This window comes from Pleomorphomonas sp. NRK KF1, from assembly GCF_023721755.1.
GTDB lineage: Bacteria > Pseudomonadota > Alphaproteobacteria > Rhizobiales > Pleomorphomonadaceae > Pleomorphomonas.
Map to the genome: position 1 here is coordinate 160,263 of NZ_JAMDLH010000002.1, position 24,746 is coordinate 185,008.

19 protein-coding genes are annotated in these 24,746 nt (G+C 63.6%); 17 read left to right on the plus strand and 2 right to left on the minus strand.

From position 1 onward, the window contains the following. Positions 1–197: 197 nt before the first annotated feature. The 14 genes from M4J39_RS06195 (at position 198) to M4J39_RS06260 (ending at position 17,820) form a co-directional block, all read left to right on the plus strand. Positions 198–1,379: an efflux RND transporter periplasmic adaptor subunit gene (locus M4J39_RS06195; protein ID WP_251726953.1), complete on the plus strand. Its 1,182-nt coding sequence runs from the start codon at positions 198–200 to the stop codon at positions 1,377–1,379. Beyond that, positions 1,376–4,522 (plus strand): efflux RND transporter permease subunit, encoded by a 3,147-nt coding sequence (locus tag M4J39_RS06200; protein ID WP_251726954.1) that lies wholly within the window; start codon positions 1,376–1,378, stop codon positions 4,520–4,522. The genes M4J39_RS06195 and M4J39_RS06200 overlap by 4 nt, the downstream gene beginning before the upstream one ends. 168 nt (positions 4,523–4,690) lie before the next feature. Next, positions 4,691–5,671, plus strand: coding sequence for an aldo/keto reductase (locus M4J39_RS06205; RefSeq protein ID WP_251726955.1), 981 nt, complete (start codon positions 4,691–4,693; stop codon positions 5,669–5,671). Between the two features lie 217 nt (positions 5,672–5,888). Further along, the gene (locus M4J39_RS06210; protein WP_251726956.1) at positions 5,889–6,725 is read left to right on the plus strand and encodes a MetQ/NlpA family ABC transporter substrate-binding protein; all 837 of its coding nucleotides are present in this window, start codon (positions 5,889–5,891) and stop codon (positions 6,723–6,725) included. A gap of 114 nt (positions 6,726–6,839) precedes the next feature. Beyond that, on the plus strand, positions 6,840–7,928 hold the full coding sequence (locus tag M4J39_RS06215; protein WP_251727570.1) for an ATP-binding cassette domain-containing protein: 1,089 nt from the start codon (positions 6,840–6,842) through the stop codon (positions 7,926–7,928). Continuing rightward, the gene (locus M4J39_RS06220) at positions 7,909–8,565 is read left to right on the plus strand and encodes a methionine ABC transporter permease (protein WP_251726957.1); all 657 of its coding nucleotides are present in this window, start codon (positions 7,909–7,911) and stop codon (positions 8,563–8,565) included. Before M4J39_RS06215 ends, M4J39_RS06220 begins: the two co-directional genes overlap by 20 nt. Positions 8,566–8,747: 182 nt before the next feature. Then, entirely contained in the window at positions 8,748–9,671 is a 924-nt protein-coding gene (locus tag M4J39_RS06225) for a metal ABC transporter substrate-binding protein (protein WP_251726958.1), read from the plus strand. 43 nt (positions 9,672–9,714) lie between these two features. After that, on the plus strand, positions 9,715–10,611 hold the full coding sequence (locus tag M4J39_RS06230) for a manganese/iron ABC transporter ATP-binding protein (RefSeq protein WP_251726959.1): 897 nt from the start codon (positions 9,715–9,717) through the stop codon (positions 10,609–10,611). After that, positions 10,608–11,468, plus strand: a complete 861-nt coding sequence (locus M4J39_RS06235; RefSeq protein WP_371875407.1) for a metal ABC transporter permease — start codon at positions 10,608–10,610, stop codon at positions 11,466–11,468. Before M4J39_RS06230 ends, M4J39_RS06235 begins: the two co-directional genes overlap by 4 nt. Continuing rightward, positions 11,465–12,304: a metal ABC transporter permease gene (locus M4J39_RS06240; protein WP_251726961.1), complete on the plus strand. Its 840-nt coding sequence runs from the start codon at positions 11,465–11,467 to the stop codon at positions 12,302–12,304. The genes M4J39_RS06235 and M4J39_RS06240 overlap by 4 nt, the downstream gene beginning before the upstream one ends. 514 nt (positions 12,305–12,818) lie before the next feature. Further along, complete coding sequence (locus M4J39_RS06245) at positions 12,819–14,360, plus strand: sugar ABC transporter ATP-binding protein (RefSeq protein WP_251726962.1); 1,542 nt, start codon at positions 12,819–12,821, stop codon at positions 14,358–14,360. A 62-nt stretch (positions 14,361–14,422) separates the two neighbouring features. Further along, a complete protein-coding gene (locus M4J39_RS06250) occupies positions 14,423–15,436 on the plus strand; it encodes an ABC transporter permease (protein WP_251726963.1) in 1,014 nt (337 codons plus the stop codon). 142 nt (positions 15,437–15,578) lie between these two features. Then, a complete protein-coding gene (locus tag M4J39_RS06255) occupies positions 15,579–16,544 on the plus strand; it encodes a sugar ABC transporter substrate-binding protein (protein ID WP_251726964.1) in 966 nt (321 codons plus the stop codon). Between the two features lie 271 nt (positions 16,545–16,815). Continuing rightward, entirely contained in the window at positions 16,816–17,820 is a 1,005-nt protein-coding gene (locus M4J39_RS06260) for a Gfo/Idh/MocA family oxidoreductase (RefSeq protein ID WP_251726965.1), read from the plus strand. Between the two features lie 174 nt (positions 17,821–17,994). Here the strand turns inward: M4J39_RS06260 and iolE are convergent, their stop codons facing one another. Beyond that, a complete protein-coding gene (iolE, locus tag M4J39_RS06265) occupies positions 17,995–18,876 on the minus strand; it encodes a myo-inosose-2 dehydratase (protein WP_251726966.1) in 882 nt (293 codons plus the stop codon). 284 nt (positions 18,877–19,160) lie between these two features. After that, positions 19,161–20,054, minus strand: a complete 894-nt coding sequence (locus tag M4J39_RS06270; protein WP_251726967.1) for a MurR/RpiR family transcriptional regulator — start codon at positions 20,052–20,054, stop codon at positions 19,161–19,163. 569 nt (positions 20,055–20,623) lie between these two features. Here M4J39_RS06270 and iolG point away from each other — a divergent pair. The 3 genes from iolG (at position 20,624) to iolC (ending at position 24,700) form a co-directional block, all read left to right on the plus strand. Further along, the gene (iolG, locus tag M4J39_RS06275) at positions 20,624–21,619 is read left to right on the plus strand and encodes an inositol 2-dehydrogenase (protein ID WP_251726968.1); all 996 of its coding nucleotides are present in this window, start codon (positions 20,624–20,626) and stop codon (positions 21,617–21,619) included. Between the two features lie 130 nt (positions 21,620–21,749). Then, entirely contained in the window at positions 21,750–22,613 is an 864-nt protein-coding gene (locus tag M4J39_RS06280; protein WP_251726969.1) for a MurR/RpiR family transcriptional regulator, read from the plus strand. Between the two features lie 155 nt (positions 22,614–22,768). After that, positions 22,769–24,700, plus strand: a complete 1,932-nt coding sequence (iolC, locus tag M4J39_RS06285) for a 5-dehydro-2-deoxygluconokinase (RefSeq protein ID WP_251726970.1) — start codon at positions 22,769–22,771, stop codon at positions 24,698–24,700. Positions 24,701–24,746: the final 46 nt, after the last annotated feature.

Consider the following 24,746-nt stretch of genomic DNA (forward strand, 5'->3'; position numbering starts at 1 on the left):
AAAACATTCCCATTCCTTTCAAGCATACGACGTCAGTTCTTTTCCAGCTTGCGACAACTGTATATCCGGTTACCATTCAGCTCCAGTCATGATATTGACTTAGCGAAGCGCGGGAAACTATTCATCCCGTTCACGATCATCATTCGACGGTTTGTTCCGAAATATTTAGATACGGAACTTATGGCTGGAGCCGAAACATGCGTTCTATCGGAAGACTTGGCGGCACAGCACTTGTTCTGACCTTTATTGCTGCCTGCCAGCCGAGTGGTCCCTCGGGGCCGCCGCCGGCCGGTAAGGCCGAGGTCGGCTACGTGACGCTTCAGCCGACTTCGGTGCCGCGAACCATGGAACTGCCGGGCCGCGTCGTGGCATTGGCAACAGCCGAGATCCGGCCTCAGGTGGCGGGCATCGTCCGCAAGATCGCCTTCAGAGAAGGCGGCGTGGTCAACGCCGGCGACGTGCTCTACGAGCTCGAAGACGCCAAGTTCAAGGCCGCCTATGCCGCCGCGGCAGCGGCCGTGAAAAAGGCCGAAGCGGCCACCGCCGGTGCGCAAACGGCCTTCGACCGCAACGCGAAGCTCGGCGAAAGCAATGCGGTCGCCGCTCAGACTGTCGACGACTCCCGCTCGACGTTGTTGCAGGCACAGGCGAGCGAGGAGGCGGCGCGAGCCGACCTGGAAACGGCGCGCATCAATCTCGAGAATGCCACCATCCGTGCGCCGATCGGCGGGATCATCGGCGTGTCCACGGTCAGCGTCGGCGCATTGGTCACGGAGAACCAGACCGATGCGCTCGCCACCATTCGCCAGATCGACCCGATCAACGTCGATCTCGTCGATTCCAGCGCCAACCTCCTGCGCATCCGCGACGAAGTGGACAGCGGGCGTCTGGGGCGTGAGATGGACAAGCCAGCGGCGGTGACGCTGACACTGGAGAATGGCAAGGCCTACGGCGAGACAGGCACAATCCTGCTCACCGACATGGTGGTCAGCGAAACGACGGGAACCTTCACGCTGCGCGCCACCTTCCCCAACAGCAAGCGAGTCCTGCTGCCCGGCATGTTCGTCCAGGCCAGCGTCGATCTCGGCACGCTCAACGGCGCGTTCCTCGTGCCGCAGCGCGCGGTGACGCGGGATGACGACGGCATCGCCACGATCTACGTCGTGTCGTTCGACAACAAGGCCGAAGCCAAGCGGATCACCACGGTCGGCACGTCTGGCAACAACTGGATCGTCACCGATGGTGCTTCCTCCGGCGACAGGCTGATCGTCGACGGCTTCCAGAAATTTTCGGCCGGTGCCGAGGTCGTGCCCGTCGAGGCAACCATCGACGATGACGGCGTGGTCGAGCAGGATCTGGCGAAGGAGAGCGGCAAATGACTCTTTCCTCGCCACGCAATGCGCTCGCCAGCTTCTTCATTGCCCGGCCGGTGTTCGCCATCGTTCTGGCCATCGCCACGCTGCTGGCCGGCGTGATGGGGATCTACTCGCTGTCGATCTCGCAATATCCCGACATCGCGCCGGTGACGGTTCGCGTGTCGGCCACCTACTCCGGCGCCACGGCCGCGGCGGTCGAGAACTCGGTCACCAAGAAGATCGAAAGCGCCATGACCGGGCTCGATGGCCTCCTCTATATGGAATCGTCGTCGAGTACCGGTTCCGCCTCGATCGAGCTCACCTTCGCCAACGGCACCGATCCGGAGCTGGCTCAGGTGGAAGTGCAGAACAAGCTGTCGCGCGTCGAGTCGCAACTACCTGACGCCGTGCAGGACGCCGGCGTTCGCGTCAACCGGTCGCCATCCGGCATCCTGATGATCGGCAACATCATCTCGCGCGATGGCCGCTACACCTCGGACGAGTTGTCCGACATCATGTCCAGCCAGATCGAGGACCGCATCGAGCGGCTCGACGGCGTCGGCGGGGTGCAGTCATTCGGCTCGGGTTATGCCATGCGCATCTGGCTCGATCCGGCGGCGATGCTGAAATACCAGCTGGTGCCGAGCGACGTGACCACCGCCATCAAGGCGCAGAATGCCCAGGTGGCCGCCGGCTCGATCGGCGCCACGCCGGTGGTCAAGGGCCAGCAGCTCAAGGCGAGCATCATCGCCCAGTCGCAAATGACCTCGGTCGACGAGTTCAACCGGATCAGCCTGAAGACAGCAGCCGACGGCTCGGTGGTCCGGCTGTCCGACGTGGCCCGCGTGGAGGTCGGCCTCGAAAGCTACGGCCAAAGGTCGAGCTTCAACGGACAGCCCGCCGCCGGATTCGGCGTTCAGCTCGCTTCCGGCGCCAATGCCATCTCCACAGCCAACCTCGTTCATGCCGAACTCGACAGCCTCCAGGATTCGCTGCCCGATGGCGTGGAGATCGCCTACTCCTACGAGACGACACCCTTTGTGGAGCTTTCCATCGAGAAGGTGGTCGAAACACTGATCGAGGCCATCATCCTCGTGTTTCTGGTGTTGCTCCTGTTCCTCCAGAACCTCCGCGCCACGCTGATCCCGATGATCGCGGTGCCGGTAGTGTTGCTCGGAACCTTCGGCGTACTCGCCGCACTCGGCTACTCGATCAACATGCTGACCATGTTCGCCATGGTGCTGGCCATCGGCCTGCTCGTCGACGATGCCATCGTCGTGGTCGAGAATGTCGAGCGCATCATGCGCGACGAGAAGCTGCCGCCGCGCGAAGCCACCGAAAAATCGATGGGCGAGATCACCGGCGCTCTGATCGGCATTGCCCTGGTGCTGACAGCCGTGTTCATTCCGATGGCCTTCTTCTCCGGCTCGGTCGGCGTCATCTACCGGCAGTTCTCGGTGACCATCGCCAGCGCCATGCTGCTCTCGGTTCTGGTCGCCGTCATCCTGACGCCTGCGCTTTGCGCGCTCATGCTGAAACCCAGCCACGAGGGACCACTTCACCGCTGGCTCGGCTGGTTCGACCGTGGCTTCGCGCGCCTGACCAACGGCTACTCCCGCACGGTCGGTCGAGTTGTCTTGCGCCCCGTGCGGATGTTCGCCGTCTTTCTGGCCCTGATCGCAGGGGCCTACGGGCTCTACAGCAACCTGCCGACTTCATTCCTGCCGGAGGAAGACCAGGGTGTCCTGATGACGATGATCACGCTGCCGGCTGGCGCCAATGCCGCCCGCACCCAGGCCGTGATCGACAAGGTTCAGGACTACTACCTCAACGAGGAAAAGGACGCGATCCAGAGCGTGTTCATGACGCTTGGCTTCGGATTCTCCGGCAGCGGCGAGAATAGCGCCATGGGCTTCGTCCGCCTGAAGGACTTCGACCAACGAACCGACAGTCGCCTTTCGGCAAGTGCAGTCGCCGCTCGCGCTTCCGCCCATTTTCGGAAGATCCGGGATGCCGAGGTGTTCGTGCTGGCGCCGCCGGCCATTCAGGGCCTTGGCCAGACCAGCGGTTTCTCGATGTACTTGCAGGACAGCGGCAACGAAGGTCGCGACGCACTCAACTCTGCAGCCAACGAGATGGCCGACAAGGCGGCGACCAACGCATCGATCGCCAACTTGCGCGGTAACACGCGCACACTGGAATCCCAGCTCAAGATCAACATCGACCGGAACAAGGCCGGCGCGCTCGGCGTCGATCTCTCGGGTATCAACAGCCTGATCACCACCGTCTTCTCCGGATCGGACGTCAACGACTTCATCTACCACGGCGAGATCAAGCCGGTGTACGTGCAGGGAGACACCCCCTTTCGCATGCAGCCCGGCGACATAGATCGCTGGTACGCCAAGAACGACGACGGTGAAATGGTGCCGTTCTCCGCCTTCGCCAGCACCGAATGGGTGAAAGGGTCGCCCTCGCTCGACCGGTTCAACGGTACCGCAGCCGTTGCGCTCGATGGAACGGCGGCGAGCGGCGTCAGCTCCGGCGACGCCATGACGGCGGCCGAGACGCTGGTGGCCGACCTCGACGGCGGCTACTCGGCAGCCTGGTCCGGCCTTTCCTACCAGGAGCGCCTGGCCGGTTCGCAGGAGATGCTGCTCTACGCCGTGTCGCTGGTCGTCGTCTTCCTTTGCCTGGCCGCGCTCTATGAAAGCTGGTCCATCCCGTTCTCGGTACTGCTCGCGGTCCCGGTCGGCGTGTTCGGAGCGCTTGCCTTCGCCAAGCTGTTTGGCCAGTCGAACGACGTCTACTTCAAGGTCGGGCTGCTCACCACCATCGGACTTACGGCCAAGAATGCCATCCTCATCGTCGAGTTCGCCAAGGACCTGATGGAGCGCGGAAGCACGGCCGTCGACGCCGTCATCGAGGCGGCACGGCTTCGTCTCCGGCCGATCGTCATGACCTCGCTCGCCTTCGTGCTGGGTGTGCTACCGCTCGCTCGAGCCACGGGGGCCGGTTCGGCGGCGCAGAATGCCATTGGCATCGGGGTCATGGGTGGAATGATCTCGGCAACATTGCTCGGCGTGTTTTTCGTGCCATTGCTGTTCGTGACCATTCAGCGGATCACGACTGCCCGGCGGGAACCGCGCGCAACCGTCGATAGAACATGATGTCTTTGGCCGACCGGCAAACGGCTTGCCGAAAAGCCATGCGCAGGCGGCATTTCGTTCCGGGATCGAGCGAAAAAGAGAAAACCAGCCCTGATGGCCCCTTCCGACATTGGCTAGCCTTTTCGGACGCTGGCGCAGACGCGCACGGCCGTCACGCAAGAGGAGAACATGCCGGAAAGACATACGCCAGGCAGCTCGGCCGCGGTCGGCGGCTTGCAACTATCGCGGATCGGGCTTGGCGCGGCGTCTTTCGGAAAGAGCGAGAGCCACATCGCCGAGGTGGTCCGCCAAGCATCCGCATTGGGCATCAACTGGATCGACACCGATGCCATCCTCGATCGCGGCGAGGTCGAGCGTCGCATAGGTGTTGCCCTTGCCGCCTTGCCGGCTGGCGACCGCCCCTTCGTTTCGCTGGCCGTCGGCTTCGACTGGGATGAACGCTCGCGACATGGGCAGCTTCGCCCCACTTTCGAACCACGTCGCCTGCGTCGGCAACTTGAAAGATCGCTCTCCCGCCTTGGCACCGAGACCGCGGACCTCGTCAAACTTCATCTCACCGCCACCTCCGACACCCTGTTCGAGGATGCATGGTCAATGCTCCTCGACTTGCGGCAGAAAGGTCTCCTGCGAAACCTTGGACTGATCGCGCCCGACAGCAGCCATCTTGAACGGGCCGAACGGATCGGCGCCTGCGACACCGTTCACGTGGAGATGTCGCTGTTCGATCGTCGCGTCAGCGACGGCGAGTTGCCGGCGCGTGGCCGGCGGACCCCGGCAATCATTGCCAATCACGCCGCCGGACCTGACCTGGCGGTACCGCCGGACGGTCCGGAAGGGCTTGCCGACACTTTGCAATCGATGCGGCGGCTTCTCCGGACCATAGCAGCACGCCGACGCGCGACACCGGCCGCCGTGGCGGCGGCCTGGAGCCTGAGCTGGCCAGGTGTGGCCGCCGTGGCCGTCGGCGTTCGCAGCCCGGAGGACTTGTCGGCCGTCGCAAGGGCGGCGGACATCGAGCTTTCGGTGCGCGATTTCTCCGATATCAGCAAGCTGCTGCCGGCGCTCGGCAGCGGGCGCGGGCCGGTGCACCCTCGTCTTGCGGGACAACCCGAGCCGTCACACGGCAATAACATCACCTCAGCTCGATAGATGTGATCTGTCATGACGGTTCGCGCTCATCGCAAGCGAGGCTCCAGAAAATTCGTCCGATACTCGGCCGATTTTTGGTAGAACTTTTCGCGAGCACATTGCACAAGCGCTGTGCACAGCGTCGCCGCGACAGTCGGCATCTGCCATAGTCTCATGCGAAACGAAGCTTTTCGTTCCGAAGTCCGAATGCCGGATGTCCAACAGGAATTTTTGCGAGATGACCAAGCCTCTTCCCTTCGCCCTCACCCGTCGCGCGGGCCTTACCGCCCTTGCCGGCGCCGCTGCGCTCGTGTCCATTGCCGCCGTCGGTGCGACGGCGGCGCTCGCCGCCGACAAGACATCGGTCAAGGTCGGCATCATGTCGGGCGAGGACGAAGATGTGTGGCGGGCTGCGGCGGCCGAAGCCGAGAAGGTCGGTCTGTCGCTGGAGCTGGTCACCTTCAATGACTACACCCAGCCGAACGAGGCTCTCGAGCGTGGCGAAATCGACGCCAACGCCTTCCAGCACAAGCCCTATCTCGACAACCAGATCCAGCAGAACGGCTATCATATCGTCGTTGCCGGCTACACCGGTCTGTGGCCGATCGGCCTTTACTCCAAGACCCACACCAAGGTTGCCGAGCTCAAGGAAGGCGCCAGCATCGGCGTGCCGAACGATCCCTCCAACGAGGGCCGCGCCCTCAAGGTGCTGGAACAGTTGGGCCTCATCAAGCTCGCCCCGGGGACGGGCATTCTGGCGACCGTCGCCGATGTCACCGAAAACCCGAAGAATCTTGAAATCAAGGAGTTGGACGCCGGCGTGGTCGGCCGGGCCATCGACGATCTCGACGGGGCCGTCGTCAACACCGACTGGGCATTGAAAGCCGGCCTCTCGGCGGAGAACCGCATTGCCCAGGAAGCGATTGCCGACAACCCCTACAGGAACTTCATCGCAGTCCGCGAGGCTGACGCCAAGGAGCCGTGGGTGGTCAAGCTGGTCGCCGCCTACCAGAATCCGACCGTCAAGGCCGTGTTCGACGAGGTCTACAAGGGCACCGGCGTCGCCGCCTATTGACCTCAGGGACGGAAAACCGTTGAAGAGGCGGTCCGGCGGCGATTTCCCGCCGGATCGCGTTCATCGGGGAGGCCCGACCGCGCACTCTCCGGACGAGACATGACTGGAAGAAACGTGAACTCGCAGCCGTCCGCCACAGCCTTCTCGGCCGTGGACTCCGCAGCCGGCGCGCCGGATACCCCTGTCGTCGCGCTATCCGGCGTCAGCCGCAGCTTCGGCCCGACGCGCGCCCTCGACGATCTGTCGCTCACCGTGCAACGCGGCGAAATCCTCGGCATCATCGGCCGATCCGGCGCCGGAAAGTCGACGCTGATCCGCTGCCTCAACGGCTTGGAGAGGCCCGACAGCGGCCGCATCGAGATCGAAGGACGGAACATCGTCGGCCTCAGCGAAAGCGAGCTGCAGCCGATCCGCCGCAAGATCGGCATGATTTTCCAGCACTTCAACCTGATGTCCGCCAAGACCGTGGTGGACAATGTCGCCCTGCCGCTGAAGATCGCCGGTTGGGCCAAGGCCGAGCGGCGCGCACGGGCGCTGGAGCTGCTCGATCTCGTCGGGCTGTCCGACAAGGCCGGCTCCTACCCAGCGGCGCTTTCCGGCGGCCAGAAGCAGCGGGTCGGCATCGCGCGGGCACTTTCCGCCCGGCCCGCCCTGCTGCTTTCCGACGAGGCGACGTCCGCCCTTGATCCGGAAACCACTCGCGCCATTCTGACTCTCCTCAAGGACATCAACCGCAAGCTCGGCGTTACCGTCGTCCTCATCACCCACGAGATGGAAGTGGTGCGGACCATCGGCGACCGTGTGGTGGTGCTCGAAGCCGGTCGCGTCGTCGAGGAAGGAGAGGTCTGGCACGTCTTCTCCGATCCGAAGACAGAGCTGACCCAAAGTCTTCTGTCAGGCGTCCGGCCGCAACTGCCGGCGCATATCGCCTCGCGCCTATCCCAAGACGGTCAAGAGGTCGTCCTCGGCGTCGATCTTACCGATCCCGCCTTGGGCAATGGTCTGTTCGCCGAAATCCTGGCGCATCTGCCCGAGGCACACTTCCTGCACGGCGGGATCGACCATATCCACGACCAGCCCGTGGCCCGCTTCTTCCTGACCGTGCCGCGCGAGCCGGCCAGCCTCGCCGACGAAGCTGCCGCCTATCTCCGCTCCATCAACGCCCGCGTCGAGGTGCTCGGCCATGTCTCCCGTCCTGTTTAACCTGTTGCTCCAGTCGATCTGGGAGACGGTGCTCATGACGCTGGCTTCCGGCGTCATCTCTTTCGTCGCCGGCCTGCCGCTGGCGCTGATCCTCGTCGCCACCGACCGGGACGGCATCGCCGAGAACCTCGTCATCAATCGCGCGCTGGGCTGGGTGATCAACGGCTTCCGCTCGGTGCCCTTCATCATTCTTCTGGTGGCCTTGATCCCGTTGACCCGCCTTCTCGTCGGCACGTCGCTCGGCACAGCGGCGGCCATCGTGCCGCTGGCCATCGCCGCGGCGCCCTACTACGCCCGCGTCGCCGAAGTGTCGTTGCGTGAGGTCGATCCCGGCCTGATCGAGGCGGCGCGCGCCATGGGCGGCAACCGCTGGACCATCGTCCGGGAAGTTCTGGTCCCGGAGGCGTTGCCCGGCATCGTGGCCGGTTTCACGGTGACGCTGGTAACGCTGGTCGGCGCCTCGGCCATGGCCGGTGCCATCGGTGCCGGCGGCCTTGGCGATCTCGCCATCCGCTACGGCTATCAGCGCTTCGAGACGGGCGTCATGATCGCCGTCGTCGCCGTTCTGATCATATTGGTGTCGGGAATCCAGTGGCTCGGCGACCGGTTGGTCGCCCGCCTCGATCACCGCGCCTGATCCAAACGACGAACAGTCCGCGCCCGGGCGCGGCGGATATCACCTAATCCGATCGCCGCCCGCGGCCGCGCTTCGGCGCGGTCAGCCTGCACGGCTGCCCTCAAATATGTACTTGCAAACGCCTCGCAATAGCATATGATGCCCATGCTACACATTCGAGACTAGCCTACAGGAGATCGAGCATGCGCGGCCCGCGATTCCGGAACACACGAAGATGGTTCGGGTTGGCGATCGCCGCCCTGGTGGCGCAAGGGCTTGCGGGAGGTACGGCTAGTGCCCAGGAGAAGTTCAAGGCGGTGACGACCTTCACCGTCATCGCCGACATGGCGAAGAATGTGGCCGGCGACGCCGCCATTGTCGAGTCGATCACCAAGCCCGGCGCCGAGATCCATAACTATCAACCGACTCCAGGCGACATTCAGCGGGCGCAAGGCGCCAAGCTGATCCTGTGGAACGGCCTCAATCTCGAACTATGGTTCGAGAAATTCTTCGACAATCTTCAGGATGTGCCAAGCGCCGTCGTTTCGGACGGCATCGACCCGATCGGCATTGCCGAGGGGCCATACACAGGCAAGCCCAATCCGCATGCCTGGATGTCGCCGACCTCGGCGCTCATCTATGTCGACAACATCCGCGATGCTTTCGTCTTGCATGATCCGGCGAATGCCGAGATCTACAAGGCCAATGCCGAAGCCTACAAGGCCAAGATCTCGGCGGCCATCGACCCCATTCGGGCTGAACTGGCCGCCCTGCCGCCGGACCGGCGTTGGCTGGTCACGAGCGAAGGCGCCTTCTCCTACCTCGCCCGTGATTTCGATCTCAACGAGCTCTACCTCTGGCCGATCAACGCCGACAGCCAGGGCACGCCAAAGCAGGTCCGCAAGGTGATCGACGCGGTGCGCGAACATGGCATCACCGTCGTCTTCTCCGAAAGCACGGTATCGTCCAAGCCGGCCGAACAGGTCGCCCGCGAGACCGGCGCTCGATACGGCGGCGTTCTCTACGTGGATTCGCTAAGTGAAGAGGGCGGCCCCGTGCCGACCTATCTCGACCTGCTGCGCGTTACGGCGGAAACAGTTGCCAAAGGGTTGGCCAACACGCCATGATTTCCGCGTTAGTCTTTGAAGCCACCGCCGACAGAGCACGCCCATGAGCGAAAAGCTGGACCACCAAGGAACGATCGCCAGCTCCACCAGCGCCGGAATCGAAGTGCAATCGGCGACCATCACCTATCGCAACGGCCATACCGCGATGCGTGACGCCAGCTTCGTGGCGCCGCCGGGCACCATCACGGCGCTGGTCGGCGTCAATGGGTCGGGCAAGTCGACGCTGTTCAAGGCGATCATGGGCTTTATACGACTGGCGCGTGGCTCCATATCCATTTTCGGCATGCCTGTGGCCGACGCGCTTGGCCAAAACCTGGTCGCCTATGTGCCGCAGAGCGAGGAAGTCGACTGGAACTTCCCGGTGCTGGTCGAGGACGTGGTGATGATGGGCCGTTACGGCCACATGGGTTTCCTGCGCCGGCCGCGCCCGGCCGACCATGAAGCGGTGGCCACCGCCCTCTTCCGCGTCGGCATGGCGGAGTTCCGCAATCGTCAGATCGGCGAACTGTCCGGTGGGCAGCGAAAGCGCGTGTTCCTGGCGCGGGCGCTGGCCCAGGACAGTCGCGTCATCCTGCTCGACGAGCCATTCACCGGCGTCGACCTCAAGACTGAAGGCGCCATCATCGACCTGCTCAAGGAGCTGCGCGACGAGGGCCGGGTCATGCTGGTCTCGACTCACGATCTCGGAAGCGTGCCGGAGTTCTGCGATCGTACCGTACTGGTCAAGGGCACCGTTCTGACCTACGGATTGACCGCCGAGGTATTCACTCAGGCCAACCTCGAGATGGCCTTCGGCGGCGCCTTGCGCCATTTCATCCTGAGCGAACAGCGCAATGGCGAGGCCCATTCCGTCGGCGTCATTACCGACGATGAGCGGGCTCTGGTTTTGCGCGACGGCAAGGCGACCCGACTGAACGCCGGCGCGGAAAGGTTCGAGTGATGGCGACGCTTCTCGAACCGTTCTCCTATAGCTACATGGTCAACGCCATGTGGGTGTCGGCGCTGGTCGGCGGCGTTTGTGCCTTCCTGTCCTGCTACCTGATGCTGAAGGGTTGGTCGCTGATCGGCGACGCGCTGTCGCACGCCATCGTCCCCGGCGTGGCCGGCGCCTACATGCTCGGCCTGCCATTCTCGCTGGGCGCCTTCTTCGCCGGCGGCCTCGCGGCCGCAGCCATGCTGTTCCTCAACCAACGCACCAAGCTGCGCGAGGACGCCATCATCGGCCTGATCTTCTCGTCCTTCTTCGGGCTGGGCCTGTTCATGGTGTCGCTGTCGCCCATGTCGGTCGACATTCAGACCATCGTGCTCGGGAACGTCCTGGCGATCGCCCCGGCCGACATCCTGCAACTCGCGATCATCGGTCTCGTCTCGCTCGCCGTGCTGCTCGCCAAATGGAAGGACCTGATGGTGACCTTCTTCGACGAGACGCACGCGCGCTCGATCGGCCTCAACACGACCGCCCTCAAGATCGTGTTCTTCACCCTTCTGTCGGCGTCCACCGTGGCGGCGCTCCAGACCGTTGGCGCCTTCCTGGTCATCTCCATGGTCGTGACGCCGGGCGCCACGGCCTATCTCCTCACCGACCGATTTCCGCGCCTGATCGCCATCGCGGTGGCAATCGGCACGCTGACCAGCTTCTTCGGCGCCTACGTCAGCTATTTCCTCGACGGCGCCACGGGCGGCATCATCGTTGTCCTTCAGGCGTCCATCTTCCTCGCGGTGTTCCTGCTGGCACCCCGCCACGGTCTGCTGGCGGCTCGCAGACGTGCAACACGGGATCTGGAGGCCTCCCGATGACCATCGTCGATGCGCTCCTCTTGCCGTTCCAGTTCGATTTCATGATCCGAGCGCTGGTCATCTCTGCGTTGGTAGCCGTACCGACAGCGCTGCTCTCCTGCTTCCTGGTCCTGAAGGGCTGGTCGCTGATGGGCGACGCCATCTCGCACGCCGTCTTCCCCGGCGTGGTCGTCGCCTACATCGTCGGCCTGCCCTACGCGGTCGGCGCCTTCGCGGCCGGCATGCTCTGCGCTCTCGCCACCGGATTTCTGAAGGACAACAGCCGCATCAAGCAAGACACCGTGATGGGGGTGGTGTTCTCCGGCATGTTCGGCCTCGGCCTCGTTCTTCATGTGAAGGTTCAAGCGACCGTTCATCTCGATCACATCCTGTTCGGCGACATGCTGGGCGTGTCATGGCAGGATGTCGCGTTCACCGCGACGATCGCCACCATCGCCGCCGGCCTCATCGGCGCCAAATGGAAGGACCTGCTGCTGCATGCCTTTGACCCGGCGCAGGCGAAAGCCTCGGGACTTCCTGTTGGCCTTCTGCATTATGGCTTGCTGGCGCTGATCTCGCTGACCATCGTCGGCGCCCTGCAGGCGGTTGGCATCATCCTCGCCATCGCCATGCTGATCGCGCCCGGCGCCATCGCCTTTCTGGTCACCCGGCGCTTCTCCGCCATGCTTCTGGTTGCCACAGCCGTAGCGGTGGCCGCCTCGCTCGCCGGCGTATACCTGTCCTTCTTCCTCGACAGCGCCCCGGCACCGACCATCGTACTGCTGATGGCGATCCTGTTCATCGCGGCTTTCCTGACGTCGATCGTTCGGACGGCGCGGGCCGAGCGGGCCATCTGAGGCCGCGCTTCGGCAAATGCCTCAAGGCGATGACACCCGCCCCACACAGGCGCCTCCTCTCCGACGCCGCTCTATATGCGATGCCCCTCGGTACAATTGTGCCATTTGATGGACGGAATACGGCTATCCCTGAAACAGACTCGAGATAGCCGGATTGCGCCTCGGTATACGTGAAACGTCCATTTCATACGTTAGTATGACCCGCCTTCGCCAGCATACAGCCTGGGCGATATTTCACCCCGCCACAGTCCTTTTTAAATCAATTATATAGCGTAAACACACCATGATGGATACGACCTAAGGGTGCATATTGCGCGACATGATGGAGATGATAGGGACTTGACGACCCAAGTCCATCGTGGAACTAATCTTCCATTCTATGCAGGAAAACAGTCGTTTCATTCCTTAGCGAATGAGACAAGGGAGGAGGCCGGTCTGCGGGGAGCCGACCGGCTGATGGTAGGGAGGAGACGGTCAGGCAGCGAAGCCATTTCCAGGGCGGCGCGGCGACCTCTTGCTCGACACCGCAACCGAGGTATCGGAAATGGTCGCCGATGGAATCCTACTGAAAGTCAAGGGCTTAACCAAGAAGTTCCCCGGCGTTATTGCGCTGGACGGCGTGGATATAGAGGCGCGCGCCGGCGAGATCCACGGCATCTGCGGCGAGAATGGCGCCGGCAAGTCGACTCTGATCAAAATGCTCACGGGCGCTCATACGCCGGACAGTGGAACGATCGAGTTCGACGGAGTGACCTACACTTCTCTCGATCCCCGGCGCGCAATGGGCATCGGCATCGGCTGCATCTATCAGGAGCTGAACCTCATTCCGCACCTCACGGTGGCGGAGAACATCTTTCTCGGCCGCGAGATGTATCTGGCGGAATCGCTGAACATTCTTGATCGTGGCCAGATGAATGCCAAGGCGGCCGAACTGCTCGCCGACCTCGGGCTCGCCGTGTCCCCCACCGCCAGGCTCGGCACGCTCGGCGTCGGTCACCAGCAGATGATCGAAATCTGCCGCGCCGTCTGGTCGAACGCCAAGCTGATCATCATGGACGAGCCGACGTCCAGCCTCAGCGAGAAGGAAGCGCACGACCTTTTCCGCGTGATGGCTCAAATGAAGGCGCGCGGCGTCGCTATCCTCTTCATTTCGCACCGCCTCGACGAGGTGCGCGACAATTGCGACACCGTGACGGTGATGCGCGACGGTCGCTCCATCGAGTCCTTCGCCATGAAGGAGCGCTCGGTGGCCGACATCATTCAGCTGATGGTCGGCCGCAGCATCCAGAACAAGTATCCGAAGGAGCCGGCGCCGCAAGGCGACGTCATCCTGTCCGTCCGGAACCTCAACCGCAAGGGCGTGCTGCACGACATTTCCTTCGACCTCCGGGCGGGCGAAGTGCTCGGCTTTGCCGGACTGGTCGGTGCGGGACGAACCGAAACAGCACGCGCCATCACCGGCGCCGACCCCTATGACTCCGGCGCCATCGAAGTGTTCGGCAAGCCGGTCAAGATCCGCCAGCCGCTCGACTCCATCGACGCCGGCATCGCCTTCCTGACCGAGAACCGCAAGGAACAGGGCCTCATCCTGATCCAGAGCGTCGCGTTCAATGCCACCATCGTCAAGATGCACAAGTACGGCAAGGCCGGCTGGCTGAGCCTCGGCCGCATCAAGGAGACGGCCAGGAAGGTCTGTGCCGAAATGCGGCTCAAGACCTCGGGCATGGACATGCTGGTGGGCAAGCTGTCGGGCGGCAACCAGCAGAAGGTGGTCATCGCCAAGTGGCTGCTGTCCAACGCCAAGATCTTCATCTTCGACGAGCCGACCCGTGGCATCGACGTCGGCGCCAAGGTGGAAGTCTACAAGCTTATCAACCAATTGGTCGCAAACGGCGCCGGCGTCATCATCATCTGCTCGGAAATGGAAGAGGTGATGGGCATGGCCGACCGGATCCTCGTGATGCACGAGGGCGAGATCACCGGCGAGATGACGCAGCAGGAAGCGACGCAGGAGAAGATCATGTACGCCGCGTCCGGCTTCAAGCAGGCGTCCTGACCTCAAGACCAGCCTTTTCCCGGCCAGCGCTGCCGGACCCTATTCCGTGGGAGGAATTTTCGATGTCCAACGACGTCCTGACGAACAACGGCAAGCTGCCGGCCGAGAAAGCCGTGGGCAAGAGCGCCGCCATGACCGAGAAACTCTACCAGCTCGGCGTTCTGCTCAGCCTGCTCCTGCTCTGCGCCGTCATGACCGCGCTTTCGCCCCGCTTCCTGACCATGGACAACCTTATGAACGTCGCCTCGCAGGCGGCGGTCAGCGCCATCGTGTCGATCGGCATGTTCCTGGCCATCCTGACGGCAGGTATCGACCTCTCCGTCGGCTCGGTGCTGGCGCTTTCGGCTATGATGATGGGCATCGCCTCCGACCGTTGGGGCCTGGGCCCCTATGCGTCCATGCTGGTGTGTCTCGGCTCCGGCGCTCTGCTTGGTCTCGTCAACGGCCTGCTGCTCACCAAGCTGCGTCTGCCGCACCCGTTCATCTCGACGCTCGGCATGCAGAAGATGGCGCGCGGCATCGCGTTGTTCGTCACCGCCGCCGCTCCGATCAGCATGTTCCCCGACGAAATCCAGTACCTCGGCAACAACTCGATCGGCCAGGTTCCCGTCAGCTTCATCCTGGTCGCCATCCTCTACGTCGGCATGTACTTCTTCCTGACCCGCACCTCGACCGGGCGCTACATCTACGCCGTCGGCGGCAACAAGGAAGCGGCACGACTGTCCGGCATCAAGGTCAACAGCATCCTGAACCTCGTCTATACGATCTCGGGTCTGACTGCCGCTCTTGCCGGCCTGGTGCTCGCCGGACGCGTCAACGCCGTCTACCCGCTGGCCGGCCTCGACTACGAGACCGACGCCATCGCGGCGGTCATCATCGGCGGCGCCAGCTTCTTCGGCGGCGTCGGCTCCATCGCCAACACCATCATCGGCGTGCTGCTGATCGCCGTGTTGCGGAACGGCCTCAACCTTCTGAACGTCGACAGCGCCTTCCAGACCTTCGCCATCGGCGCGGTGATCGTGGTGGCCGTGGCCGTCGACGTCCTTCGCCAGAATGTCATGAAATCCGGGCGCTGAGGCCGCAAGCCCAGCTCCAGGATCGACCCGCCCTACGTCCACGACATGGGTCCGCGCGCCTCGCCGGACCGGACGTAACGAGGCCTCGCTACGAGGAGACGCGAGGTCTCGGAACCAAACCAGTCGTAATGGGAGTGAGAACATGAACCGGAGAACTTTCGTCGCCGCCCTGATGGCCGGTGCCTTCGCCGTCGCTGCGCTGCCGGGCCTCACCGCCTTCAGCGCCCCGGCCGCCGCCGCCGAGAAGGTGAAGATCGCCGTCGTCCTCAAGACGCTGTCGAGCCAGTACTGGAAGATCGTCGCCGCCGGCGCCCAGGCCGCCGCCGACAAGAACAACGTCGACCTCATCGTGCTCGGCCCGCCGACCGAAGACGCCGTCGAACAGCAGATCAACATGGTTCAGGACGTTCTCGCCCAGAAGCCCGATGCCCTGATCTTCTCCCCGTCGCAGCCCGACACCGCCGTCAACGTCATCACCAAGGTTCGCAAGGCCGGCATCCCCGTCCTGCTGGTCGACACCGGCATGCCCGAGAAGTTCACCGACTATGCGTCGTTCATCGGCACCGACAATGTCGCCGCCGGCAAGGCGGGTGGCGAAGCTCTTCTGAAAGTGCTCAAGAAGGGCGACAAGGTGCTTCTGCTCGATGGCGCGCCGGGCAACCCGAGCATGACCCAGCGTTGCGATGGCGCCAAGGAAGTTCTGGAAGCCGCCGGTATCGAGATCGCCGCGCGTCAGCCGGCCTACTCGGACCGCGAAAAGGCCTACACGGTGACGCAGAACGTCCTGCAGTCGACGCCCGATATCGCCGGCGTGTTCGCCGGTAACGACGAAGAGGCGCTCGGCGCCCTGCGCGCCCTCAAGCAGAGCGGCAAGGAAGTTCCGATCATCGGCGTCGACGCCAACACCGACAACCTCAAGGCCATGCTGGCCGGCGACCTCTACGGCTCCATCGCCCAGGGCAACTACGACATGGGTCGCCTTGGCGTCGAGAAGGCGCTGGAAATCATCGCCGGCAAGACCATCGACAAGCGCATTGACTCCGGCGCCACCTTGATCACCAAGGAAAACGCCCAGGAACTCCTGGACTTCCGCGCCTCGATCAAGTGATCCTCGCCACTTCAGGAGAGTGTTGAGAGCAAATATGGCGAGGCGGCTCCGCTGCCTCGTCACTTTCACGAGCCGCGGTCGGATCCGGCCGCATCGCCTGTGAAAGCGGACGGCCGGTCACTCGCAGCCCCGCCACTTCGGTGGGGCGAGCCGATCGGCCGACTTTTCGACGCCAGTTATGAATCGTTTTTCTGTCACTCCAACAAACCATTGCGCCGACGGCGCCGGCGTCTTGAAGACCGGCCCGGCGCAGATCTCTAGGTAGGTCCTCATGTCCGCTTCCGTCCGCATCGGTATTGTGGGTCTCGGCCGGCTAGGCCGTCGCCACGCCGAAAACCTGGCCCTTCGCGTTCCCGGCGCCTCTCTCGTGGCGGCCGCAAGCCCGATCGCCGAAGAGCGCGCCTGGGCCGAGGCCACGCTTCCCGGCATTGCGACCTATCCCGGCCTGACCGAACTGCTCGCCCACCCCGGGCTCGACGCCGTCTGGCTGGTGACCCCGACCTCGCTGCATGCCGAACAGACGATCGCCAGCCTCAAGGCGGGCAAGCACGTCTTTTGCGAGAAGCCGATCGCCCTGGAGACCGCCGACTGCGACCGGGTCGTCGCCGTTGCCGAACAGCACCCCGACCAGTTGGTGATGATCGGCTTCATGCGCCGGTTCGATCCCGCCTATGCCGAAGCCAAGCGCATGATCGCCAAAGGGGAACTCGGCGACGTCTTCTCCATCGGCTGCCGGTCGGAGGACCCGGTCGATCCGGACGGTTTCTTCGTCCGCTTCGCGCCGACGTCCGGCGGCATCTTCCTCGACTGCTGCATCCACGACATCGATCTTGTCCGCTGGATGCTGGATGGGGTCGAGGTTTCGTCGGTGAGCGCCGCCGGCAGCCGCGTCATGTATCCGGCGCTGGGCGACTGCGGTGACGTGGACAACGGCTTTGCCACCGTGACCTTCAAGGGCGGACAGGTCGCCACCTTCCACGTCTCCCGGACGTCGCATCGCGGCTATGAAGCAACAATGACCATCACCGGAACCCGGGCGGGCCTCGATATCGGCCGCAACGCACCGCGCCGGCCGATCGCGCTGGAAGTCGGCGGGAATCGTCAGATCGAAGGCCAGGTCGATTTCTTCGAGCGGTTCGGCGACGCCTTCCTGCACGAGGCGCGCGCCTTCGTCGACGCCGTTCGGACCGGCAGCCCCACGCCGAGCAGCATCGCCGACGCCCGGGAGGCGACGCGGCTTGCCTGCGCCATGCGCGAGGCGCTGCGCGTGGGCTGACGGGCACCGACCGAGCCGAAACAACCCCGCCCTTCTCAAGCGGGCCCGGAGACCACATCTCCGGGCCCTTGTTCATGGCCGTTGCACCGATGGCATCGAGCAACATTCGCGGACCAACAAAAAGCCCTCTGAAGACGAGCTTCAGAGGGCCAGTTCCGCGCTGGGATAGCGTGGTCAGCGAAGTCCGGCTTCCGCCAGGAAACGCTTCAGGTTGGTGATGCCCATGTTGACGTACTTCTTGGGATTGGCCTTCTCGGGATCCTGCTCGGCCTCAAGCACGACCCAGCCCGAGTAGTTCGGCAAGGCCTTGAACACGCCCGTGAAATCGATCGCTCCATCACCCGGCACCGTATAGACGCCCTCAAGAACGGCATCGAGGAACGACCAGCCTTCGGCCAGCGCCTTCTTGGCGATCGGCTCACGGACGTCCTTGGTGTGAACATGTCCGATGCGATCGGCATACTTGCGCGCCATGGCCACAGCGTCACCACCGCCCCAGGTCATGTGTCCGGTGTCGAGGAGGAGTTTCACCGCCGGGCCTGTCCCAGCCATGAAGCGATCGACTTCCTCCGGCGTCTGCACGACCGTGCCCATGTGGTGGTGGTAGACGACCTGAAGGCCGTAGCCCTTCACCAGTTCGGCAAAGCGGGTCATGCGCGACAGGAAGACGGCCCACTCAGCATCGGTGAGTACCGGCCGGCTCGAAAGCGGCGCCGACTTGGTGCCGTGAACGGTGCGCGTGCACTCGCAAACGATGAGAACCTCCGCGCCCGCCTCCTTGCGCCACTTCAGCTCGTTCTGGGCCGCGGCAAACTCCGCGTCGGCGTCGCGCTCAAGCAGGAAGGTGGAATACCAGCCCGAGACGAAGACCATGCCATAGTCGGCAAGGAGCTTCTTGAGCGCCGGCCCGTCCTCGGGCAGCTTGTGCCCCTTCTCCATGCCTTCGATACCGGCCTCGCGCGCTTCGGTCAGGCATTGCTCGACGGGAATGTCACCACCGATCTCCCACAGATCATCGTTCGACCAGCAGATGGGATTGGCCCCAATGCGAATCATGTCTTCTCTCCCAGTAGCCTCACCGGTTCGGTCCTGTCGCCGACCGGGCTGTTGCTTGCCAAACGCTTCGTACGGACCGGACGTCAGGATATCGCGCGGACCATCCTCTTCGGCCGGCGACGCCATGGAACACGCATTCCGCCCTCGCTCCGTTGCAAGAGCGAATTTTCATCGACCTAGGCAAGATCCGACCCTGAGCCAGGGATCGACGAGCAGCTCGGCCCATGACGGCGATCACGCCCAATGGCGCATCAATTTCTGATCTGATTATTCCCTATTTCATTTCATTCGGTATGTAAATTCCGTTTATCACGACCACGACGAAGGTCTGCCACCGACACCGTCAGCGCCGTGGCGACGGTCAACGTCGCCGCTAGCGACCTGAACCCCTCGAAATCGGCCTCGACGATCTCGAACCAGGCTCCGTTCTCCGGCACCAGCGGACTGAACGGACTGTCGGTGATCACCACGAGGGGCACACCCTGCAAGGCGACCTGCCGCATGTGGTCGACCGTCCCGGAAGCATAGGGGGTGAAGCTGATGGCGAAAGCGGCGTCGCGGGGACCGGCGAAGTTCAGGATCTCACGATCGATGCCGAGCGGTGAGCCCACCAGCACGGTGCGAATCCCCAGCTTTCCGAAGGCATAGGCCATGTACGAGGTGATGGGATAGGAACGGCGCTGGGCAAGCAGATAGATGGTTTCGGCGTCGGCGAGAATGCGAGCGGCCTTGTCCATGACGGCGGGGTCGATCCGTTCGCAGACGCGCTCGACCGAGCGGATCGCCGCCTTGCCAAATCCGTCCAGCATGGCCGCAGTGACAGGCCGCCCGGAGGAGTGGGTGGAGAACGCATCGAGACGCTCGTCATAATTGGTCGGGCGGTCTCGCAGCCGCTCCTGGAATACCACCTGCAGCTCTGAAAAACCCTTGTAACCCATTGCCTTGGCGAAGCGAACGAGCGTCGAAGGCTGTACCTTGGCGGCGGACGCTATGCTCGCCACCGTGCCGAATGCGATCTCATCAGGCGACTCAACGGCATAGGCGGCAACCTGCGCCAAGCGGCGCGGCAGCTTGTCACGGCGCTCAACGATGACGTCGCGCAGGGCGCGAAACTCCTGCGGCGGCGCTCCGACGCCATCGGCGTCCTCGAAATCCATCGACTCGTTGTCTTCGCTCATCCCCACTCCACTCCAATCGAATTGGACGTTTCAACCGTATTCCATCGTTCCAGCCGATGTTAACCCATCCGGCTTTTGTTGGCATCGGCAAAGAAGCGGCCGGGCAATTCGGCAACCTACACCACACGACGCCCCTCGCCTGCCCATCCTTCGCCAGCAGGCGACGCACCCGTCAAGCCGCCGGATAGAGGCGAACAAGCCTCAAGCCGTTGATAATAAAAGATACCATGCACATCACCCTTCAGAGCCACCACGATCGTCGCCCCTCTTTGGTCTCGAGCATTCGACCAAATGGTAATGATCCGGAAGTTCTCGAAGGGGCGATTGCGCAGAGAAGGCCTTGACGATCCGACGATATGGAACTTAAATTCCATATTGAAAAACGACTGTTCCATATCATCCACTACACATAGTGCCAAACTCGGCGAAGAGGACGCTGGAACAGGCTTGCTACGACCCGCCCGAGGGGGTGTGACGCATTTCACCTTTTGGCGCGGCGGGCAGACACAATCAGCCGGCGGGGCACACGAGATGGCCCGGCGGAAACTGTCGAGGGAGAAAGCTCTATCATGACGCTGAGATTTGGACTGCTTGGCGCCGGGCGCATCGGCAAGGTGCACGCTGGCGCGGTTGCCGCCACGCCGGGGGCGAAGCTTGTCGCCGTGGCCGATGCCTTGCCCGAGGCGGCGGCCTTCATATCGAAATCGTCGGGAGCCGAGGTTCGGACGATCGACGAGATCATGAACGCCAAGGACATCGACGCCGTGCTGATCACGACGCCGACGGACATGCATGCCGACATGATCGAGCAGGCCGCCCGCGCCAAGAAGGCGATCTTCTGCGAGAAGCCGATCGATCTCGACGTTGATCGCGTGCGCCGTTGCCTTGACACGGTCGCCAAGGAAAAAGCGGCGTTGATGATCGGCTTCAACCGGCGCTTCGACCCCAACTTCATGGAAGCGAGGGCGCGCATCGACGCCGGCCAGATCGGAACGGTGGAAATGGTGTCCATCACCTCGCGTGATCCCTCCCCGCCACCGGCCACCTACGTGGCGCGCTCGGGCGGCATGTTCCGCGACATGACGATCCACGACTTCGACATGGCGGCCTTCCTGCTCGGCGAGGACCCGGTCAAGGTGTTTGCCGTCGGCTCGAGCCTGGTAGACCCGGAAATCGGCAAGGCCGGCGACATCGACAGCGGCTCGGTCATCCTCACCACCAAGTCCGGCAAGATCGCCCAGATCTCCAACTCGCGCCGCGCCACCTACGGCTACGACCAGCGCATCGAGGTGCATGGCTCGAAAGGCATGGTGCACGCCGAGAACCTGCGCGCCACCACCGTCGAGGTGGCGAACGCCGAGGGGTATCTTCGCGAACCGCTGCTCGATTTCTTCATGACGCGATACACGCAGGCCTATGCCAACGAGATCGCCGCCTTCATCAAGGCGCTCGAAGCCGGCAAGCCGATGCATCCGTCGGGCGAGGATGGCCTCAAGGCCCTCGCCATGGCCGACGCGGCGGTGAAGTCGCTGAAAGAAGGCCGGCAGGTCGAAATCGCCTACTGAAACGGTGGCGGCCGGTGACAATCGCCGGCCGCCTTACCGCAGCTCGACCCGACAAGTTGCGCCCGATGCCTTCAGCCGGGCTTGGGCGACAAGCTCGCACCCTGGCAATGACGCCGCAAAGTGATCTTGCATGCCCAGTCTCTCAGAGCAGTCGGGCAGCCTCCTGTCCGCACGGGCAGTGCTCACCGGCTATCAGCCACTGAAGGAAGAAATCGTTCGGCGGCAGAAGACACTGCCCAAACGCCTCCTTCAAATCGCCACCTTCGCCCTTGCCAGCCCGGATGAGGTTGCCTTCGGGACTGTCTCCTCGATTGCGAAGCACGTCGGCGTTCCGCCGTCGGCCATCATCCGCTTTGCCCAGCACTTCGGCTTCGACGGCTTTGTGGAGATGCAGCGCCTGTTTCGCGACCGGATGCGCGAGCGCAGTTCCGAGTATGAGGAACGTCTTCAGTCGCTGAACCACGGCGTCGATCCGGACGACGAGGCCGGCAAGACGCTGGAGGGCTTTTTCGCGGCGGGACGCCGATCGATGGAAAACGCATTCCAGTCCGTCGACCATGAGAAGTTCTCGTCGGCGGCATCCATACTTGCCGATGGCAAGACCATCTACCTCCTGGCGCGCCGCCGCTCATTCCCGATCGTCAGCTACATGGCCTACTCGTTCGCCAAGCTCGGATTGCGCTGCGAACTGGCAAGCTCGCCGATGGGGACCGACGGCGATCTGCTGCGGTTTGCCGGCCCCGATGATGCCGCCCTCGCCGTCAGTTTCTCACCCTATGCATCGGAAACCGTCGCACAGGCCAGAGTTCTCAGGGAGCGGGGCGTCCCGCTGGTTTCGCTGACGGATTCGCCATTCTCACCCATTGCCGCGATTTCGAACGTTTGGTTCGAAGTCGTCGAAGCAGACTATGGCGGCTTTCGGCCGCTCTCGGCCTCCATGGTGCTCGCTTTGGCGCTTTGCGTGGCGGTTGCCGAGAGAAAACAGTGGAACTGACCAGCGCGACCAAGCACGACGCCTGGGAGGCGGTCCCTTCCGGGATACTACGTTGGTAGTAGAACAATAATTTCATCGACGTTTTTGATCGGAACGTATATTCTTATTGCAACGGCGCGATACAGCGTAACGACGAAAAGCCCTGCGAGGAAAAAATGACAGACACCCCCAGCGCGGCCAAGACACTCGACCTCATCGCGATCGGCCGAGCCTCGGTCGACCTCTACGGCCAGCAGATCGGCACTCGCCTTGAGGATATCGGCAGCTTCGCGAAGTCGGTCGGCGGCTGCCCTGCCAACATCTCCGTCGGAACCGCTCGCCTCGGTCTGAGGTCGGCCCTGGTGACGCGAGTCGGCAACGAGCAGATGGGGCGTTTCATCCTCGAGCAGCTCGGCCGTGAAACGGTGGACACCTCCGGCATCGTCGTCGACAAGGAGCGCCTGACGGCCCTGGTGCTGCTGGCGGTGGAGGACGAGGGCGTGTCGCCCATGATCTTCTATCGTTCCGACTGCGCCGACATGGCGCTTTGCGAGGACGACGTCGACGAGGCCCTGATCGCCAGAAGCCGCTCGATCGTCGTCACCGGCACCCATTTCTCGCGTCCGCATTCCGAGGCCGCACAGCGCAAGGCGATCGCGCTTGCCAAGAAGCATGGCGCCAAGGTGGTGATCGACATCGACTACCGGCCGAACCTCTGGGGGCTTGCCGGTCACGACGCGGGCTTCGAGCGCTATGTCAAGTCCGACCGCGTCTCCGGTCTCCTGCGCACGGTCCTCGCCGATTGCGACCTGATCGTCGGCACCGAGGAAGAGATCATGATCGCCACCGGCGCCGACAGCGTGCTGGCATCGCTGAAGCTGATCCGGTCGATCAACGCCGCGGCCACCATCGTGCTGAAGCGCGGCGCCATGGGTTGCATCGTCTACGACGGCCCGATCTCGGACGACCTTGAAGCCGGCATCGTCGGCAAGGGCTTCCCGATCGAGGTCTTCAACGTCCTCGGGGCCGGCGATGCCTTCATGTCGGGCTTCCTGAGGGGCTGGCTGAAGGGCGAGCCGCTCGCCACCTGCGCCACCTGGGCCAACGCCTGCGGCGCCTTCGCCGTGTCGCGCCTCCTCTGTTCTCCGGAATACCCGACCTGGGAGGAACTCAGCCATTTCCTCGCCCACGGCAGCAGCGAGCGGGCGCTCCGCAAGGATCCGTCTCTCAACCACATCCACTGGGCGACGACCCGTCGGGGCGATTATCCGACGCTGATGGCGCTTGCCCTCGACCATCGCAGCCAGGTGGAAGACCTGGCGCAGGATGCGGCGACACTTAAGCGCGTCCCCGACTTCAAGGTGCTCGCGGTGAAGGCGGCGCGGCGCGTTGCTGCCGGACGCCCCGGTTTCGGCATGCTGCTCGACGACAAATATGGCCACAAGGCGCTGTTCGCCGCCGGGGCCGGCAAGGGGCTTTGGGTCGCCAAGCCGATCGAGCTGCCCGGTTCGCGTCCGCTGAAGTTCGAGTTCAGCCAGGATCTCGGCAGTCGACTGATCGAATGGCCGCTCGAACACTGCATCAAGGTGCTGTGCTTCTATCATCCCGACGATCCCGCCGACCTCAAGGCCGAGCAGACCGCCAAGCTCCTCACCGCCTATGAGGCGGCGCGCAAGGTCGGTCGTGAAATCCTGATCGAGATCATCGCCTCCAAGGCGGGACCACTCGGAGACGACACGGCGGCCAAGGCCTTGACGGAACTCTATGCCGCCGGCCTCAGGCCGGACTGGTGGAAGCTGGAGCCCCAGGCCTCGGAGAAGGCCTGGCAGGCGATCGACCACGTGATCAGGAGCAATGATCCCTATTGCCGGGGCGTGGTACTCTTGGGGCTGGAGGCGCCGATCGAAACGCTGAAGCAGGGCTTTGCGGCCGCAAGGACAGCGCCCTGCGTCAAGGGTTTCGCCGTCGGCCGCACCATCTTCGCCGACGCCGCCAAGCGCTGGCTCAACGGCGAGATCGACGACGAGGCGGCCATTGCCGACATGGCGGAGAAGTTCGGCGCCCTGGTCGACGTCTGGCTGTCGCTGGGCAGCTCGCGGGCGGCTTGATCGACAAGGTTGAAAGAAAAGCGAGAAGGGGCCGACCGCTACGACG